Here is a 17,887-nt window from a genome sequence, read left to right on the forward strand (position 1 = left end):
AAATTTAAGCTTAATTCTTCATATAGTTCCAGAAAAAACGACAAATAGCTTATTGTTCTGTTTAATAAATTTTACTTCACTATTTTTCTCCTGAAATTTCCGCTTGGTAAATAATACAACCATGCAAATCCAATAAAAAATAAAACAGCAGAAGCAATAAAAGCAGGCACAAGTATTTCTGTATTATTATCTAATGCATTATTAAGGGCTGCATATAATAACCAAATTTGTATACTTACATTTAAAATTAAAACGCAAATAAGTGTAGACAGTATAATATTAAGTTTATTAGGATTGGCGCGATTCTGACTTCTTCTAAAAGTACTCATAAGTATCTAATTTAGGATTAAAACTAAGCGTCTTTGTTCTCTACCATTGCTTTTACGTAAACGGCATTGTCTTTAAAAAACACTTCTAACTGAGGCAAAGCTCTTGGTGGAGGTCCCGCCAATACATCTCCTGTCATGGCATCGAATGAACCTTCGTGACATGGACAGTGAATAATTCCGGTTCCGGGTTTGTAAAATACAGAACAGGAAAGATGTGTACATTTTTGCTCATAAGCCCTGAAATCTCCACTTTCTAAATGAATCAATATATATGGAATTGTACTTCCTTCGATGACGAATCCTCTTGTACCTCCTACCGGAACTTCGTCTTTATTGCAAATAAAATGTTCTCCCTGAACACCTTCTTTTGGCATTAAATAAGATTTGGCAGCTACGAATCCGCTTCCTACCATTAATCCTCCGGAAACAAAAGTCAGGAACTTCGCAAAATCACGACGGCTTACCTGAGTGGATTCCAGTTTTTTTATTGGGAAATCTTTTTTCCAGTTTTCATTTAAATTATCTTCTTTTGACATGGATATAGATTTAATATATTCTTAATTCTTTACTTCCCTTAGGCATCATAATATTTACTTTGGTGTTTACTACTTCTTTACCAAAAATAAATGTATTGATTGGGGAACTATTTGGTCTCATTTCTTCGATTTCAGCTCTTGTTCCGTAGAACAATGCACCACTAGGACAAACAGTTGCACACATTGGTTTTTTACCTACACTTGTTCTGTCATAACACATGGTACATTTCATCATCAAATCGTATTCTTCCATTTTTTTAGGAACTCCAAACGGACATGCCATTACACAATTTGAACATCCAATACATCTTTCTGTATTTGCGGTATGAACTACGCCAAATTCGTCCTGAGAAATAGCATCAGCAGGACAAACATTCGCACAAACAGGATCTTCACAATGCATACAAACTTGTACAGTAGTCTGAATTGTTGAAGAACGTTCTACATAATTCACGCTTATTAATGATTCCTGTCCATTTGTTTCACATTCGGCACAAGCCATTTCACAAGCTTTGCAACCGATACAACGTTGCAGATCTACAAAAAACTCTTCGTTTTTATTGAAATTAGTTAAATTCATCGTGGCTTTTTTTATAGATTAAACACTTGCATAAGCTTCAGATTCACTTGATGGCGGCGCTATTGTTCCTTGTGGATATAGTTCACACGCACAAACTTTAAACTCGGGCATTTTTGAAACCGGATCTAAAGTTCCAATCGTTAATTGATTTGCTGATTTCATTCCTGGCCAGTGATAAGGAATAAAGACAGTATCTTTTCTAATTGTTTCAACAATATTGGCAGGAAAAAGTCCTTCCCCTCTTCGGGTTACAACTTTTATCAGCTCTCGTTGCTTGATGCCGTACTGGGCAGCAAGTTCCGGATGAATTTCTACCATTGGTTCAGGAAACTGATCTACCAGTTTACCAATTCTTCGGGTTTGTGTTCCGCTCAAATATTGAGAAACAACGCGTCCTGTAGTAAGGGTTATTGGATATTCATCATCTGTAACCTCACTAGGTAATCTGTAAGGAGCAGGATTAAAATGTGCTTTTTTATCTGGAGTACAAAATACTTTATCTTCCCATAATCTTGGTGTTCCCGGGTGATCATCTGTAGGACAAGGCCAGAAAACGCCCATATTATCTTCTATCTTTTTATAAGAGATACCAAAATAATTGGCTGTTCCTCCGTTAGAAGCAACACGTAGCTCATTAAATATCGCTTCGCTATTTTCGTATGTAAATTTATCTTCTTCGCCTAATCTTTTAGCTAATTCTAAAAATATAGAGGTGTCTGTTCTTGCATCTCCGGGAGGCGTAACCGCCTGACGAATTCGAATAACACGACCTTCGGCTGAAGTTGTAGTTCCTTCTTCTTCTTCTTGCAAAGATCCTGCAAGAACGATATCTGCATGGCGGGCAGTTTCATTCAAAAAGAAATCAATACAAACATAAAACTCTAATTTTTCAAGTGCCTCTCTTACATAATTATTATTAGGCAATGATACTAAGGGATTAAAACAGATAGAAAGCAAACCTTTGATTTCTCCTCTATGAATGGCATCAATAATTTCATAAGCCGATAAGCCTTTTCCTGGTAAATCTTTTTCGTCGATTCCCCAAACATCAGAGATGTACTTACGATGTTCCGGATTTTCAATGTCTCTGTTTCCAGGCAATTGATCGCACTTATGTCCGTGCTCTCTTCCTCCCTGTCCATTTCCTTGTCCGGTTATTGTTGCATATCCACAATAAGGTCTGCCAAGTCTTCCTGTTGCCAGAACTAAATTGATACAGCCTACCACATTATCAACTCCTTTAGAATGTTGTTCGATACCACGAGCGTGAAGTAAAAAGCTTGTTTTTGCTTTTCCCCATAATTCGGCAGCAGCTTTAATCTTTTCTTTATCGATACCCGTAATTTCCTCAGCCCATTCGAGCGTATTGTCTTTTACAGCATCTATTGTTTCCTGAAAACCTGAAGTGTAATTGTCTATAAAATCGTGATCCAGCATATCGTGATCTACCAAATATTTTAGCATAGCACCATACAAAGCAGAATCTGTTCCCGGTTTTATATCCAGGTGAATATCTGCTGTTCTTGCCAACGGAATCATTCTTGGATCGATAACAATTAATTTCGCGCCGCGATCTCTGGCTTTCCAGATCCAATGGGTTAATGTTGGAAAAGTTTCACTAATATTTGCTCCGGTAACGATAATTACTTCGGCATGTTCTAAATCAGAATAATTGTTTGAAGCACGATCCAGACCAAAAGCTTTTTTATTTCCGGCCCCGGCGCTTACCATACAAAGTCTTCCGTTATAATCCAGATTTCTAGTTTTTAAGGCAACACGGGCAAACTTTCCAACCAGATAACTTTTTTCATTTGTTAATGATACTCCTGATAACATTGCAAAGGCATGTTTGCCATATTTGTCCTGAATTCTTTTGATTTCAGATACGGTTTTATCCATTGCTTCATCCCAAGTAGTTTTCTCGAAACCTTTTCCTTCTACTCTTTTTAAAGGATTTAAAAGACGGTCAGGATGGTTATTTTGCAGATAACGCTGAACTCCTTTTGGACATAAACGTCCTTCATTAAAAGGAAATTCCATCCATGGTTCAAAACCTACTACTTTATTTTCTTTTACCAATAATTGAATCCCACATTGCATTCCGCAAAAACAACAATGTGTTTTTACTACCTCATCTGGTTCATCTCTACCTTCGTAACCATCTTTTGGTGCATAATTTAAGTGCGGTCCAAAATCTTCAATAATTTTTTCGGTTGATACGGGTAATTTTGCCATGTCTATTTTTGTTTTTTTTGTTTCAGTTTTAAAGTTTCAGGTTTCAATCCAAAACGTGGAACTTGAAACCTGAAACCTGAAACTTTCTTTTTTTTATCCAAATAAGCTTCCGCCACTATCTAATCTTGCTTTTAGGTGTGCTTTCGCCAAACGAGATCTTTTTCCTTCCGGACTTAAATCAAGATGCGAGGTACCGTCTTCATGTGTAAAATCAAAACCTAATTCCTTGGTAACAATTTTTAAATCATTAATATGAAGTTTGGTAGCAAATTCTTCTCCGGTATGCGGACAAACTGCCATTCCCATTTTCATTCCTTCCTTTTTATAAATATGAGCTCCAATCTGTGCGGGACGCTGAATAATGTGAAAGAATTTCCCAAACGGAATCCATATCAAAAACATAATAACGGTTACGGCATGAAGAACAGCAAGGAAATCAAAAGCAAATCCTTTCATGAATTGATAAGAATATGTAAGACACAATCCTGTAACTGATATCGCAATCAATAATATAAGCGGTAATAAATCTCCTTCGAAAGTTTGAGTTGCAATTAGTCCCGGGTTAGTTAATCTTCTTCGCAAATAATAAACAGATCCTATAATAACTAACCATGAAGACCAGTTTAATGCGTGAAAAATCAAGAATGCCATCACAGATCCAATTTCGAAATCCATCATTTTAAACCCAAAAAAATGAGCTTCATAAACCGATATTGAGTTTTCTGCCAATGTAAAGTGAATCCATCCAAACGTAAGCGGGATTGTTATTGCAAAAGCAGATAAGCATCCTAAAGCAATGCAAAAGTGAGCTGCCCAACGGTATTTACTTCTAGGATAAATGAATTTTTGAATTACAACGTTTTCAACCGTTTCTTTACCTAAAAACCACATATGAGAAAATATTTTTCCCGTAAATAGAAATTTTATACTACGCTTGAAATACATCCACGTTGGCGGACGCTGCAACCAAACTGAATATCGGTATACAATTCCGAAAAATGCGAATACTGTCCCAAACAAGTAGGTTACAAGAGCAGCATCAAAATTTTGCAATTGTCTTGATCCGTAAAATACTAGTACTATAGTGAGTACGGATACAAGAGTTGCAATAAGTAAGGCTTTGGTATTAAACGTTTTATTTTTCATCCTTAATTTTAATTTAATGATTACTTTTTAACTTGGTTTCTCACAACCTTTACGATTATAGAACCACCAATTGATACCTGTAGCTAATATAGCAAAAAAAGCAACACCAATAAAGAATTGATTTACAGTACCATTAGCAGAAAGATTATTTCCAATTAATTTAGAAAAGATAAATGGTCCAAATGCAGCAATTGCAGCTGTCCAACCGATAACTCCGGCTGCCTGACGTTGGTTTTCAGCAAAAATAATTGGGTATTGTCTAAAAGTACCAGCATTTCCAATTCCTGTAAAGAAGAACATTGCTAAAATTACAGTTACAAACATAGGGAACTGTTCCATACTTGTTGGTGCCACTAGTCCTTGTGTTACCAGGATAATTGAACCTCCTAAAATTCCTAAACCAGTAATTGTAGTAAGAATTGCACCTCCTACTTTATCAGCAACGAAACCAAAAGCAATTCTACTTGCAGATCCAATAAGCGGACCGTAGAATGCATATACTAAAGGATCCGGTGCATTAGGGAAATCTCCATATAAAAACTTAATCATTAAAGGAAAAGCTGCAGATAAACCTGCAAATGTTCCGAAAGTCATTACATAAGTAATGGTACAATACCAAGTATGTTTATTAGAGAAAATATCCATTTGCTCTTTAATAGAAGCTTTCATTGGAATACTTCTTAGGTAGAACCAGCTTATAATAGATAATATAATTAAGAAAGGAGCATACCAGAATGCAGCTGATTGTAGGTATATTTCCTGATTTTTAACTGCGGTATTCCCCGGATTAAGATCATTTAAAATTTTCTCAGCCATTTTTGGGTTTGCGTTTGCAATCGCTTTAGCTTTGGCTTTTACCGGCAATGAAGTAAACAGAACAACTTTATCATCAGATTGTATTGACGTAGTAACAGAATCAATTACATTTTTCTTTACGTTTGATAAAATCTTAGTTTGTACCTCAGCATTAAGAGCAGAGAAAACTTCTTTTTGTTTTTCTATACTTGCATTCTGAAAAACAGCTACTGTTTCTTTAGGATCGATACTTGTAAAAACCGATGCTGCTCCATAAATACCAACACTAAGAACAAGTGGGGTAACAAATTGAGCTACAGAAACACCAAAGTTTCCAATTCCGGCCTGAATACCAAGGGCAGTACCTTTAAGTCTTTTAGGAAAGAATAAACTTGTACTTGGCATGTACGAAGAGAAATCACCTCCACCAAAACCAGTTGTAAAAGCTAAAACTGCGAATACCCAAAACGGAGTATTTACATCCATCACTGCGAAACCAATCCCAATTACAGGAATTAATTTAATTGCTGTAGCAAAAGAAACTACATGTCGTGTACCAAAAATTGGTAAAATAAAAGTGTGTATAATTCGTAGAAAACCTGCTGATAAACCAGGTATTGCTGTTAACCAAAAAAGCTGATCTTTAGAAAAATTAAATCCTAATCCGGGCAATTTTACGGCTATTACACTCATCATAAACCAGGAGGCAAATGATAATAGTAATGTTATAGTTGTTATTGTTAATGTTTTCCAGGCAATTTTACTTCCGCCAGAACTCCAAAATGCATCATCTTCTGGGTCCCATTTGTCTAACCAAGTTTTCATATTTGTATATTTATTAAATTATTTGTTATTAATGATTGTCTTCTATATGTCTGTTAAAATTTGGAGATTTTGTTCGCATTACATTTATAATTGTTCGATGCATCCAAAGCAGGCAAAGAACAGAAATGACGAAAATAAATATCCACGAGCTGGTCCAGAGTCCAGTATAATTAAGTAAGTAACCAAAGATGATAGGGCCAATGAATCCGCCCAAACCACCAATTAAACCTACCATTCCTCCTACTACTCCCACTTCATTAGGAAAATATTCGGGTATATGTTTATAAACAGCAGCTTTACCAATTCCCCAGGAAATACCAATAAGAATTACTAAGATCACGTAAACCCAAAGATTGGCGCTAAACTTAATTTGTGTGATACCCTGAGCTAATAATTCTTTCTTTTTTACTTCCTGATTTTGTTTGACAACAATTTCCTGCCAGGAATTTTTCACTGGGAAAATTGCGGTTTCATGATCTTCCGAGACTTCTTTTTGATTGATTTTATGCACTTTGCCATTAACCACTATTGCATCTGCAGAAATTTCAGTCACGACTCCATTACTAGTGGCCAGAACTCCAGGTCCGGCAGTAAAGATTTCCATTTTTGGGAACATTAGTAAAAAACTAATTACTATAGAGGAACCCAGCACCCAATACATCACTTTTCTTGCCCCGAACTTATCTGACAGATAACCTCCAAATGCTCTAACAACTCCTGATGGTAAACTAAACATGGTGGCAAACATTCCTCCCATTACTAATGAAGTATGATAAACGTTCATGAAATTTGGTACCAGCCATTGCGAGTAGGCCACAAAACATCCAAAAACTAAAAAATAATAGGCTCCAAATCTCCAGACTCTGACATTTTTAAGAGGAGACATCAATTCTCCCATAGTTTTTGAAACTCCCGGATTGACTTTATTTTTAGCAAAAACAATAAAAAGTATTCCTATAAATACTAATACGGCAGCATAAATAATGGGTAACATTTTCCATCCGTTTACCGGATCTGTTTCTGAGAAGTTATTTAATAAAGTTGGTGCAATAAAGGTCGTAATCGCAGCACCTGCATTTCCCATTCCAAAAATTCCTAAGGCTCTTCCCTGCCAATTTTTAGGATACCAAATTGAAGTATATCCAATTCCGACAGCAAAACTTGTACCTACCAATCCGAAGAAAAAACTTAGAACGGCAAAACTCCAAAAAGAAGTAGCAAATGGAAGAAGAAAAAGCGGAATGGAGCATAATAACAACAAGACAGAAAATATAATTTTACCACCATATTTATCTGTTAAAATACCAATAGGAAGTCTAAAAATAGAACCTGACAGAATAGGAATCCCTAATAACCAGCCAGTTTCGACTACCGTCCAGTTGAAAATTCCTTTATCTACAAGATAAGTAACCAGAACTCCATTTAATGTCCAACACGCAAAACACACTGAAAAAGCCAGCGTATTTAAGAACAAAATTTTGTGAGATTGAGATAGATTATTCATATAAAAATATTAAAATATCTAATTTTAATTTATTAATGAGTACTTGCTTCCTCAATTATAAAGCAAAATTAGAACGTTAGATTCTTACAAAATATGATATATATCATATTAAAAGACATTCTTATCCTTATTACAAAACAAACAACAAACACCTAACTATCAGGTAGTTCAAATAAAGCAACAATAGTATTCTTTTAAAGGCGAGGACTTTACAGATTAAAATAATTTTGTAAGTATTTTCAATCTGTCTGTAAATGATATATTATTTTGATAATTCTTTTAATAATTTTAGTAAATGCGAATAAAATAATATGTGTTTTAAACTTCTATCAAAAATTAACACAATAAAAATAAGAAAATATTTGCAGTAAATAACTAACAATTAATTATTTATAAAAATAAATTAGAAAAAGCTTCCTTTTTTTCAATCCCATTCTTTCATTTATTATAAAAATAATTACGATTCTTTTTCTTATAAATTAAAAATATAAATCAATCATTTTTAAATTTAAAAATTACGTATTTGGTTATAAATTAGTCAGGATTTGACGTTTTTGAATTGCTTTTGAATGGGCTAAGTTTTTAAAAACGAGAAAATTAAGTATAAAATACTACATTTTCAATCTGTTCACAACTACTTTTTTAACATTTGTAAAAATTTATCCAACAATATCAAATAACTGAATATCAGTTACTTAAAAACAAAAAAAGTGACGTCCATTTTTTTTATTTTGCTTTAGATTAAAAAAAAATGCACAAATTTTTGGATTTTATTATATTAAAATTAACTTTGTCTATAGGATTAGTAGAGTATAAAAATATTTGAAACCATAAAGAATTATATTTTGAAAACAACCGAAAGCATATCGTATTACATTCTTCCTAAAAAATATACTTATAACACAGTCTGTTATATGTGCTTCTGTTGCTAATTCTTAGCATTTTTTTCGTTTACATTCGATATCTCTTTTTCATCGAATCGATTTAAAAAACGAAATTTAAAATACACCTCAAGATTACTTATTGAAATTACAAAAATCTGTTTGATACTTTAATTTGTATCAAAAAGGATTGTTGAAATTGTACCTATATATTAAAAAGAAAAATAACTAATAACTAAAAAAACTAAGATGAAAAAGACGCAAAGTTGTTGCTGTAAATAAAAAAAGCCATTTCTGCGGCAACAGAAATGGCAAGGCTTAAAGAACATTTATCACTAAATCAAGAATACCATTAGAGAGTTGAAAAATCAACTTTCAAGGCCTCTTGTTAATTACTTAAAACCAGTACAAAGAAATGAAAAATTTTTTAAAAATAAACTCATTACTATTTCTCTTGCTTGTCACGGCAGGAATTAATGCCCAAAATACAACACCTCTTATCCAGTCTAAGCTCGACGGAACTGTGGTAGACGACGTTACAAATCAGCCTATTATAGGCGCTTCGGTTGTTATTAAAGGAACAACTCACGGCGTTCAGACAGACGCTGAAGGAAAATTTTATTTTCAAACCGGTCAAAAATTTCCATACACTTTAATTGTAAGCTACATCGGATATAAAAAGGCTGAAATAGTAGTAGATAAAAACCCGATTACAATCAACTTAAAAGAAGAACGTCAGGAATTAGATGAATTGGTAGTGGTTGGATACGGTTCTCAAAAGAGAAAAGATATTACAGGTTCTGTAGCATCGGTACCAAAAGCCAATCTGTCTCAAGTCACCTCATCTGCCGATAACTTATTACGTGGTGCAATTCCCGGAGTGGTAGTCACACAAAGTTCAGGGCGTCCAGGCGCTTCTTCGAGTGTGCGTATTAGAGGGGGAAATTCGATTACAGCTGGTAATGAACCGCTATATGTTGTAGACGGAATCTTAATTTATAACGATAACAATAATAGTACTGCAGGTGTTACGAATGCAGGTGCAACTGTGAATGTACTTTCTACTATTAACCCGGCTGACATTGACTCTATTGAAGTGTTAAAAGATGCTTCGGCAACTGCCATTTACGGTTCTCGTGGTGCCAATGGTGTTGTGATTATTACAACTAAAAAGGGAACAAAAGGACAGGATAATATTTCCTACCAGGGATATTTTGGATTTCAGAATGTTTCGAAAAAACTAAACTTAATGAATGCCAGCCAATGGGCAAGTTTACGTAATGATGTTCAGGCAAGTATTGGTCAGGCTCCTTCTTTTACTCCGGCTCAGATAGAAGCTTTTAAAACATCAGGAAGTTACGATTGGCAAGACGCTCTTTTTAGAACTGCGGCTCCTGTACAAAATCATCAGTTATCATTTTCAGGAGGAGATGAACGTTCCAGATATGCTGTTTCAGCAGGATATTTCCAACAAGACGGAATTGTAATTGCATCGGATTTTAAAAGAATATCGCTTCGTGTGAATTACGAAAGAAACTACTCTGAGAAATTTAAATTTGGTGTAAATGCCAACTACAGTAATTCGATTTCTAATGGTGTTGGTACTAATGGCGGTGCTGCTGCAGGAAGATCTCCAAACCCATTAGTGGTAGCTTTATACCAACCTCCGGTAGTACCTATAAAAAATGCAGACGGGACTTATAATTTAACCAATAATCCTTATGCAACTGCTGTAAATGGTATTATAGCAAACCCTATTAACGATTTGGTAAGTACCACCAACGAAACTAAAATAAACAGAATTTTAACCAGCTTATTTGGTGAATATAAAATCACTAAAAAATTGGTAGCAAAAGTAGCGGTAAGCGGAGATGTTATCGATACCAAACAAAACTATTATGCTCCCTCAACCACTACTAGTGGAGCAGGAACAAAAGGTTTAGCTTCTGTTGGAGATCGATTGGTAAGCTCTGTACTGAATGAAAACACTTTGAACTACAATACGACTTTTGGCGAAAATCATAAGTTCTCCGCTTTAGGAGGATATACACTTCAATACACTCAAGGTGAAGTTGTAAATGCGGGATCCAATACTTTTGTAAATGATGCTAATACTTACAACGCTTTGCAAGATGGTGTTGCTGTAAAACCCTATAGTGATGCATTCGAAAGTGTGTTGAAATCATGGTTAACCAGAATAAATTATTCGTATAAAGGAAAATACAACTTTACTTTATCTGCACGTGCCGATGGTTCGTCAAGATTTGGATCAGAATCTCTTTGGGGTTATTTCCCTTCGGCAGGATTTTCATGGAATATTACCGACGAAGATTTTGCTAAAAATATTAAAGGTGTAACCGAAGCCAAACTTAGACTTACAGCTGGAACAACAGGAAACCAGGAAATTGGTAATTACCTTTCTCTTGCGCAAATGGGTTCTGTAAACTACGCTTTTGGAGGAACATTGCAAACAGGATTAGCTCCTACCCGATTGGCAAATCCGGATTTAAAATGGGAAAAAACAAATCAATATAATGTTGGTTTAGACTTATCATTATTAGACCGAAAAATCAATTTTGTTTTTGATGTGTATTACAAAAAAACAAATGATTTATTGATCAACGTACCAATTCCGCTTACTTCTGGTTACGCTACAGTTTTAGAAAATATTGGAGGAGTTGAAAATAAAGGTATTGAAATTGGTCTGACAACAGAAAATGTAAAAACAGAAAATTTCTCATGGAACTCCAATGTTGTATTCTCTGCAAACAGAAACAAAGTACTTTCGATAGGAAACGGAGTAGATCAGTTTTTTCCGGTAGTGCCAAACGGATCTTTATTACAGCAACAACCCGTAACAGTAAAAGTAGGATTGCCATTAGGAACTTTCTGGGGATATAAAACAAACGGAATTTTCCAGACTCAGGAAGAAGTTAATACTCAGCCAAAAATAAACAGTTTAGCCAATACAAAAATTGGAGACAGAAGATATGTTGATACTAACGGAGATGGTGTAATTACTGCCCTTGACAAAGGAAATCTGGGAACTTCTCAGCCAAAATTTGTTGGAAGTTTCAGCAACACTGTTTCTTATCGTGATTTTGATCTTAATTTCTCTTTTCAGGGATCTTATGGCGGAAAGATATTTAATGCTTTAAATCAGCAATTAGAGATCTCTACTCTTGGAACAAATGCAAATGTTACTCTTGATGATCGCTGGACACCAACTAATCCAAGCAATGAAATCCCTAGAGCAACGAGTTCTCCTCTTGGAATCGTTTCTGAAAGATATGTAGAAGACGCTTCTTTTTTAAGACTAAAATTAATCACTTTAGGATATACACTACCTAAAAGCGCTTCATCAAGATTAGGTGCTAAGAGCATCAAATTCTATGTATCTGCTGAAAATTTAATTACATGGACAAAATACACTGGTTATGATCCAGAGGTAAGTTCTTATGAACAAAACAACTTATATCCTGGAATTGATTTTGGTTCTTATCCAAACTCTAAAACATTCATTTCAGGTCTGAACATAACTTTCTAAGTAAAAAATATACACAATGAAAAAGATAATAATAACAATCATACTAAGTGCCGGTTTATTTGCATCGTGCACAGATTTAGAGGTAACACCTACCTCTTTTGTAACCGAAGATAAATATTTTAAAACTCAGGATGATGCTGTTGCAAGTGTAACTGCTGTTTATGCCTCTTTAAGTCTTGATCCGGGAGAACAAAGTTTATTTGGCAGAAACCTTTATTTCTTAACCGATATGGCTTCTGATTATGCAGCAGCAGGAGTTTCGGCAACAAACCCACAAGTAAGAGCTTTGAGCAGTTTAACTCATGATGCTACTTCTGATCGTGTTCAGGTAGCGTGGCGCCAAATCTACAACGGTATTAACAGAGCCAATGTTTCTATTGATAATATTCCTAAAGTAACAGGAAATGAAACTGTTAAAACAAGATTAATCAATGAAGCAAAATTCATCAGAGGATTACTGTATTTTCAGGCCGTTCGTCTTTGGGGAGGAGTTCCTATCGTATTGCATGAGCCAACCTCTATACAATTAGAAAGTTTAAAATCGAGAAGAGAAACTGTAGATGCTGTTTACACTCAGATTATTTCAGATTTAAATGCTGCCGAAGCTTTACCAGCCACTTATCCTGCAAGTGATGCCGGACGTGCTACATCAGGAGCGGCAAAAGCAATTTTAGCCAAAGTATATTTAACTCGAAAAGATTATCCAAACGCTATTTTAAAAGCGAGAGAAGTTATCAATGGAGGTTACGGATACGGACTTTTTGAAAGTTTTCAGGATATTTTTACTAAAACAAAGAAGAACGGAAAAGAGCATATTTTCTCTGTTCAGTTTGAGCCAAATCAGGCAGGAAACGGATCTAGCGGAAGCACTTTTCAGGCCACTTCATTTATTGGTTTCACCGCGACAGAACCCGCAGATATAATCTCAGACGTTGCTTTATTTTATGATATTTATGCAGCCGGAGATACCCGAAGAGATGTAAGTTATGCCAAACAATTACCAATTCCGGGAACGGCTAATGTTTATACTTTCCCGAAACCCATCTTTAAAAAATATATCGATTTTACCAATTTAGCAACTCCGGGCAACGTAGCTATTAACTTCCCGATCATCCGTTATGCAGATATTTTATTGTCTTTAGCGGAAGCGATAAATGAACAGGGAGCGCCAACTCCGGAAGCTTACGAACTGATCAATCAGGTAAGAAGAAGAGCTTTTGCAAAACCAATTACAACTCCGGACCCTTCTGTAGATTTATCAGGATTAACGCAAGCCACTTTTAGGGCTGCCATTCAGGAAGAACGCAAAAAAGAATTTGTTCAGGAAGGACAACGCTGGTTTGATTTAGTTCGTTGGGGCACTTTGGTTACCGAAGTAAAAAAAGTAACCGCTAAAAATTCTGTTTCAGAAAGAAATAATCTATATCCAATTCCGCAAAGCGAAAGAAGTATTGATCCGGTTGGTTTACCACAAAACCCAGGATATTAATTAAAACCACAACCAAAAAACTATAATTATGAAAAATTTCAAATTTAATAGTACAATCAAAAGCTCGCAAAAAGGGCTTTTGATTACTGCATTGCTTGTTGCACAATTTGGTTTTACACAAAACAAACCAGAAGAATTTAAAGGCGTTATTGGTAAAACATTAGCCGATTCTAAAGAATACTGGCCAGATCCGGTAAAAGCGCCTGAGGGTGCTCCAAACGTTATCTGGATTTTACTTGACGATGTAGGATTTGGAGCTTCAAGTTCCTTTGGAGGTTTGATACAAACTCCCACTTTCGATCAGTTAGCGAATAATGGTTTACGATATACAAATTTTCATACTACAGCAATTTGTGCCCCTACCCGTGCGGCATTATTAACCGGAAGAAATTCAGGAAGAGTGCACGTTAGCGGATTTTCTCATACCATTTTATCAGCTGGATTTCCAGGTTGGGATGGTAGAATTCCTTCTGATAAAGGAACAATTGCCGAGATTTTACGTGAAAACGGATACAACACTTTTGCCGTTGGTAAATATGGTGTAACTCCGGATGAAGAAGCTACAGATGCCGGACCGTTTGACAGATGGCCAACCGGAAAAGGATTTGATCACTTTTACGGATTCTTGGGTTCTCAGACAGATCAATACAATCCTGATTTGGTAGAAGATCAGGTTCATATTAAATCTGACGGAAGACATTTAAACGAATTGATTACAGATAAAGCAATAAGTTTCATTCAGAAACAACAAAAAGCCGCACCAGGAAAACCTTTCTTCTTGTATTATGCACCCGGAGCAGCACACGCACCGCATCAGGTAGCTACAAAATGGAGTGATCCTTACAGAGGCAAGTTTGATAAAGGATGGGATGCTTATCGCGAAGAAGTAATTGCCAACCAAAAGAAATTGGGCGTAATTCCTGCCAATGCGGTTTTGCCGGAACGTAACCCATTAATTACAGACTGGAAAAAACTAACTCCGGATCAGAAAAAAGTATATGCTCGTTTTATGGAAGTTTATGCCGGGTTCTTAACCTATACCGATTATGAAATTGGAAGAGTCGTGAATTACTTAAAAGAAAGTAATCAGTTAGAGAATACCGTAATTTTTGTTGCAATTGGTGATAACGGAGCTAGTAAAGAAGGAACTACTGAAGGAACAATTAACCAAAGCTTGTTCTCACAAGGCGGTTCTGATGAAGAAAACCTAAAGAAAAACTTAGCGAATATCGACGAAATTGGTACACCAAAAGGACTTAATACTAATTATCCTTTAGGATGGGCTCAGGCAACAAATGTTCCGTTTAAAAACTGGAAACAAGACGCACAATCAGAAGGAGGAACACATAATCCGTTGATTGTTTATTATCCAAAAGGAATTAAAGACAAAGGCGGAATCAGAAATCAATACAGCCATGTAACCGATTTATTGCCAACCACATTAGATATTGCAGGAATTAAAGCTCCGGAATATATCAAATCAGTAAAACAGGATATTATTCAGGGTTCTTCTTTGTACGCTTCATTAAATGATGCTAAAGCAGAGTCATTACACAAAATTCAGTACTACTATATTTTTGGAAACAGAGCAATCTATAAAGATGGATGGAAAGCCGGAGCGGCACATTTACCGGATTCGTTTGCTGTGAAAAAAGCGTTAGGAAAAAATGAAAAACCTGCCGAAAGCAACTTTGATAATGATGTTTGGGAATTGTACAACTTAAACGAAGATTTTAACGAGCGTAATAATTTGGCTAAAAAATACCCTGAAAAATTAGCTGAGCTTAAACAATTATTTGATGAGCAAGCCAAAGAAAACAATGTTTATCCGCTAATCGACTGGCAAGATGTATACAACAGAAGAATACACAATAACGGTGCAGATAAAGGAAAAACACTTCAGGATTTAGTAAAACAAGTAACGAAAGGCGGAAATACTGAAAACGCAGGAAAAACCGGAAGTTCTAACTAATATCAATTCTAGAACCTGCAAGTTGCTAAAATCTTGCAGGTTTAAATCATCCTGTAAATTTTCAAAAAATTCTCAGGATAACATCTTTACAAAATGAAAAAAATAAGAAATAATATAGCCAGTTTTACATCGCCTCAAAAAGGGCTTTTGATTACTGCATTGATCCTTTCGCAAATAACTTTTGCGCAAATAAAACCGGATCCCAACTACAAAGGTGTAATTGGTAAAACTCTGGCGGATTCTAAAGAATATTGGCCTGATCCTGTAAAAGCACCGGAAGGTGCACCTAACGTAGTCTGGATTTTATTGGATGACGTTGGATTTGGAGCTACAAGCGCTTTTGGAGGTTTGATCAACACGCCTACTTTCGAGAGTTTAGCCAACAACGGTTTACGTTACACCAATTTTCACACTACCGCTATTTGTGCACCAACACGTGCCAGTTTATTAACCGGACGTAATGCTCATGCCGTGCATGTTGGAGGTTTTTCGCATACCGGAACTTCAGCAGGTTTTCCTGGCTGGGACGGAAGAATTCCATCATCGGCAGGAACGATTGCCGAGATTTTACGTGAAAACGGATACAATACTTTTGCTGTTGGTAAATACGGAGTTACTCCGGATGAAGACGCTACAGATGCGGGACCGTTTGACAGATGGCCAACCGGAAAAGGTTTTGATCATTTCTACGGATTCTTAGGTTCTGAAACCGATCAGTACAATCCTGATTTAGTCGAAGATCAAACCTGGTTAAACGGAAATACAAGATTAAATAGTTCCGGAAAAGACAAGTCGAAAAACGAGTTTACAGCAGATTTAAAAGGGAAACATTTAAGTGAATTAATCACAGATAAAGCGATTACTTATATTGATCGTCAGAAAAATGCAGCGCCAAACAAACCTTTCTTTTTGTATTACGCGCCGGGAGCAACACATTCGCCACATCAGGTAGCCAAAGAATGGAGCGATAAATACAAAGGCAAATTTGATGAAGGCTGGGATGTTTACCGTGATAAAGTCATAGCCAACCAAAAGAAATTAGGTTTAATTCCTGCCGATGCCAAATTACCAACGCGCGATTCTTATGTAAAAGCATGGAATACTTTATCTCCGGATGAAAAGAAATTATACGCTCGTTTTATGGAAATCTACGCCGGATATCTGGAATATACAGATTATGAAGTAAGCCGCATTGTAAATCATCTGAAAACAATTAATCAATTAGACAATACTGTTTTTTACATTGTTTTGGGAGACAACGGAGCCAGTAAAGAAGGAACTGAATCCGGAACAATTGATGAACCATTGTTTAAAAAACTTTTTGGAAAAAATTCTAAAGAAGCTGATTTAAAAAATAATCTTGCCAAAATAGATTTACTGGGAACGCCAGATGCAATAGAAGGAAATTATCCTTACGGATGGGCACTAGCGGCAAATACTCCGTTTAGAAATTTGAAACAAGATGCACATTCTGAAGGAGGAACGAGAAACCCCTTGATTATCTCTTATCCAAAAGGAATTAAAGCTCGCGGAATTCGTAATCAATACGGTCATGTAAATGATATTTTGCCAACGACTTTAGAAACTATCGGAATTAAAGCGCCGGCAACAATTAAAGGAATTGCTCAGGATTCTATTCAGGGAACTTCACTGGCGTATTCTTATGCTGATGCAAAAGCGCCTTCAAGACATAAAATTCAATATTATTATATTTTTGGATCAAGAGCATTGTACAAAGACGGATGGAAAGCTTCGGCACCACATCATCCTGATTTTATTGATATTATAGATAATGGAGCTTTGGCCAAAAGTACAGGTCCAAGTACGTTTGATACTGATGTTTGGGAATTATACAACCTGAATACTGACTTTAACGAAAGAGTAAATCTGGCTCAAAAAAATCCTGAAAAGCTAAAAGAACTTCTGGCAGATTTTGATGATCAGGCCAAGAAAAATAACGTTTATCCTTTTATTGACTGGATAGATGTTTTGAAACAACGTCTTCACAAGAAAAATAAGTAAAAACCCCGTCATAGCTATTAAGTTTA

Annotated in this window: 11 protein-coding genes; 4 read left to right on the forward strand and 7 right to left on the reverse strand. The window is 35.7% G+C overall.

All coding sequences use genetic code 11. The features are described 5' to 3' along the window. Positions 1-71: 71 nt before the first annotated feature. The 7 genes from L0669_RS20920 to L0669_RS20950 form a co-directional block, all read right to left on the reverse strand. On the reverse strand, positions 72-329 hold the full coding sequence (locus tag L0669_RS20920; protein ID WP_263759812.1) for a DUF6755 family protein: 258 nt from the start codon (positions 327-329) through the stop codon (positions 72-74). Between the two features lie 23 nt (positions 330-352). After that, the gene (locus L0669_RS20925) at positions 353-865 is read right to left on the reverse strand and encodes a QcrA and Rieske domain-containing protein (RefSeq protein WP_173971639.1); all 513 of its coding nucleotides are present in this window, start codon (positions 863-865) and stop codon (positions 353-355) included. A 10-nt stretch (positions 866-875) separates the two neighbouring features. Further along, positions 876-1,445, reverse strand: coding sequence for a 4Fe-4S dicluster domain-containing protein (locus tag L0669_RS20930; protein ID WP_173971638.1), 570 nt, complete (start codon positions 1,443-1,445; stop codon positions 876-878). Between the two features lie 18 nt (positions 1,446-1,463). Beyond that, positions 1,464-3,680 carry a molybdopterin oxidoreductase family protein gene (locus L0669_RS20935; protein ID WP_173971637.1) on the reverse strand — a complete coding sequence of 739 codons (2,217 nt, stop codon included), beginning with the start codon at positions 3,678-3,680 and terminating at the stop codon, positions 1,464-1,466. Between the two features lie 93 nt (positions 3,681-3,773). Continuing rightward, positions 3,774-4,826: an MFS transporter gene (locus tag L0669_RS20940; protein ID WP_173971636.1), complete on the reverse strand. Its 1,053-nt coding sequence runs from the start codon at positions 4,824-4,826 to the stop codon at positions 3,774-3,776. A 27-nt stretch (positions 4,827-4,853) separates the two neighbouring features. Further along, positions 4,854-6,446, reverse strand: coding sequence for a magnesium transporter MgtE N-terminal domain-containing protein (locus L0669_RS20945; RefSeq protein WP_263759813.1), 1,593 nt, complete (start codon positions 6,444-6,446; stop codon positions 4,854-4,856). A 28-nt stretch (positions 6,447-6,474) separates the two neighbouring features. Then, on the reverse strand, positions 6,475-7,950 hold the full coding sequence (locus L0669_RS20950) for an MFS transporter (protein WP_263759814.1): 1,476 nt from the start codon (positions 7,948-7,950) through the stop codon (positions 6,475-6,477). Between the two features lie 1,296 nt (positions 7,951-9,246). On the opposite strand from L0669_RS20950, the gene L0669_RS20955 reads away from it, so the two are divergent. The 4 genes from L0669_RS20955 (at position 9,247) to L0669_RS20970 (ending at position 17,861) form a co-directional block, all read left to right on the forward strand. Further along, the gene (locus L0669_RS20955; RefSeq protein ID WP_263759815.1) at positions 9,247-12,378 is read left to right on the forward strand and encodes a SusC/RagA family TonB-linked outer membrane protein; all 3,132 of its coding nucleotides are present in this window, start codon (positions 9,247-9,249) and stop codon (positions 12,376-12,378) included. 16 nt (positions 12,379-12,394) lie between these two features. Then, positions 12,395-13,867 (forward strand): RagB/SusD family nutrient uptake outer membrane protein, encoded by a 1,473-nt coding sequence (locus L0669_RS20960; protein WP_263759816.1) that lies wholly within the window; start codon positions 12,395-12,397, stop codon positions 13,865-13,867. A gap of 28 nt (positions 13,868-13,895) precedes the next feature. Further along, a complete protein-coding gene (locus L0669_RS20965; RefSeq protein ID WP_263759817.1) occupies positions 13,896-15,839 on the forward strand; it encodes an arylsulfatase in 1,944 nt (647 codons plus the stop codon). Between the two features lie 93 nt (positions 15,840-15,932). Then, positions 15,933-17,861, forward strand: a complete 1,929-nt coding sequence (locus L0669_RS20970; RefSeq protein ID WP_263759818.1) for an arylsulfatase — start codon at positions 15,933-15,935, stop codon at positions 17,859-17,861. Positions 17,862-17,887: the final 26 nt, after the last annotated feature.

The organism is Flavobacterium bizetiae, assembly GCF_024271895.1.
Lineage (GTDB): Bacteria > Bacteroidota > Bacteroidia > Flavobacteriales > Flavobacteriaceae > Flavobacterium > Flavobacterium bizetiae.

Excerpts from the sequence above, each read along its gene's own strand:
- L0669_RS20930 (WP_173971638.1), bottom strand. The coding sequence starts at position 1,445 with ATGAATTTAACTAATTTCAATAAAAACGAAGAGTTTTTTGTAGATCTG.
- L0669_RS20920 (WP_263759812.1), bottom strand. The coding sequence starts at position 329 with ATGAGTACTTTTAGAAGAAGTCAGAATCGCGCCAATCCTAATAAACTT.
- L0669_RS20940 (WP_173971636.1), bottom strand. The coding sequence starts at position 4,826 with ATGAAAAATAAAACGTTTAATACCAAAGCCTTACTTATTGCAACTCTT.
- L0669_RS20955 (WP_263759815.1), top strand. The coding sequence starts at position 9,247 with ATGAAAAATTTTTTAAAAATAAACTCATTACTATTTCTCTTGCTTGTC.
- L0669_RS20950 (WP_263759814.1), bottom strand. The coding sequence starts at position 7,950 with ATGAATAATCTATCTCAATCTCACAAAATTTTGTTCTTAAATACGCTG.
- L0669_RS20935 (WP_173971637.1), bottom strand. The coding sequence starts at position 3,680 with ATGGCAAAATTACCCGTATCAACCGAAAAAATTATTGAAGATTTTGGA.
- L0669_RS20925 (WP_173971639.1), bottom strand. The coding sequence starts at position 865 with ATGTCAAAAGAAGATAATTTAAATGAAAACTGGAAAAAAGATTTCCCA.
- L0669_RS20960 (WP_263759816.1), top strand. The coding sequence starts at position 12,395 with ATGAAAAAGATAATAATAACAATCATACTAAGTGCCGGTTTATTTGCA.
- L0669_RS20945 (WP_263759813.1), bottom strand. The coding sequence starts at position 6,446 with ATGAAAACTTGGTTAGACAAATGGGACCCAGAAGATGATGCATTTTGG.
- L0669_RS20970 (WP_263759818.1), top strand. The coding sequence starts at position 15,933 with ATGAAAAAAATAAGAAATAATATAGCCAGTTTTACATCGCCTCAAAAA.
- L0669_RS20965 (WP_263759817.1), top strand. The coding sequence starts at position 13,896 with ATGAAAAATTTCAAATTTAATAGTACAATCAAAAGCTCGCAAAAAGGG.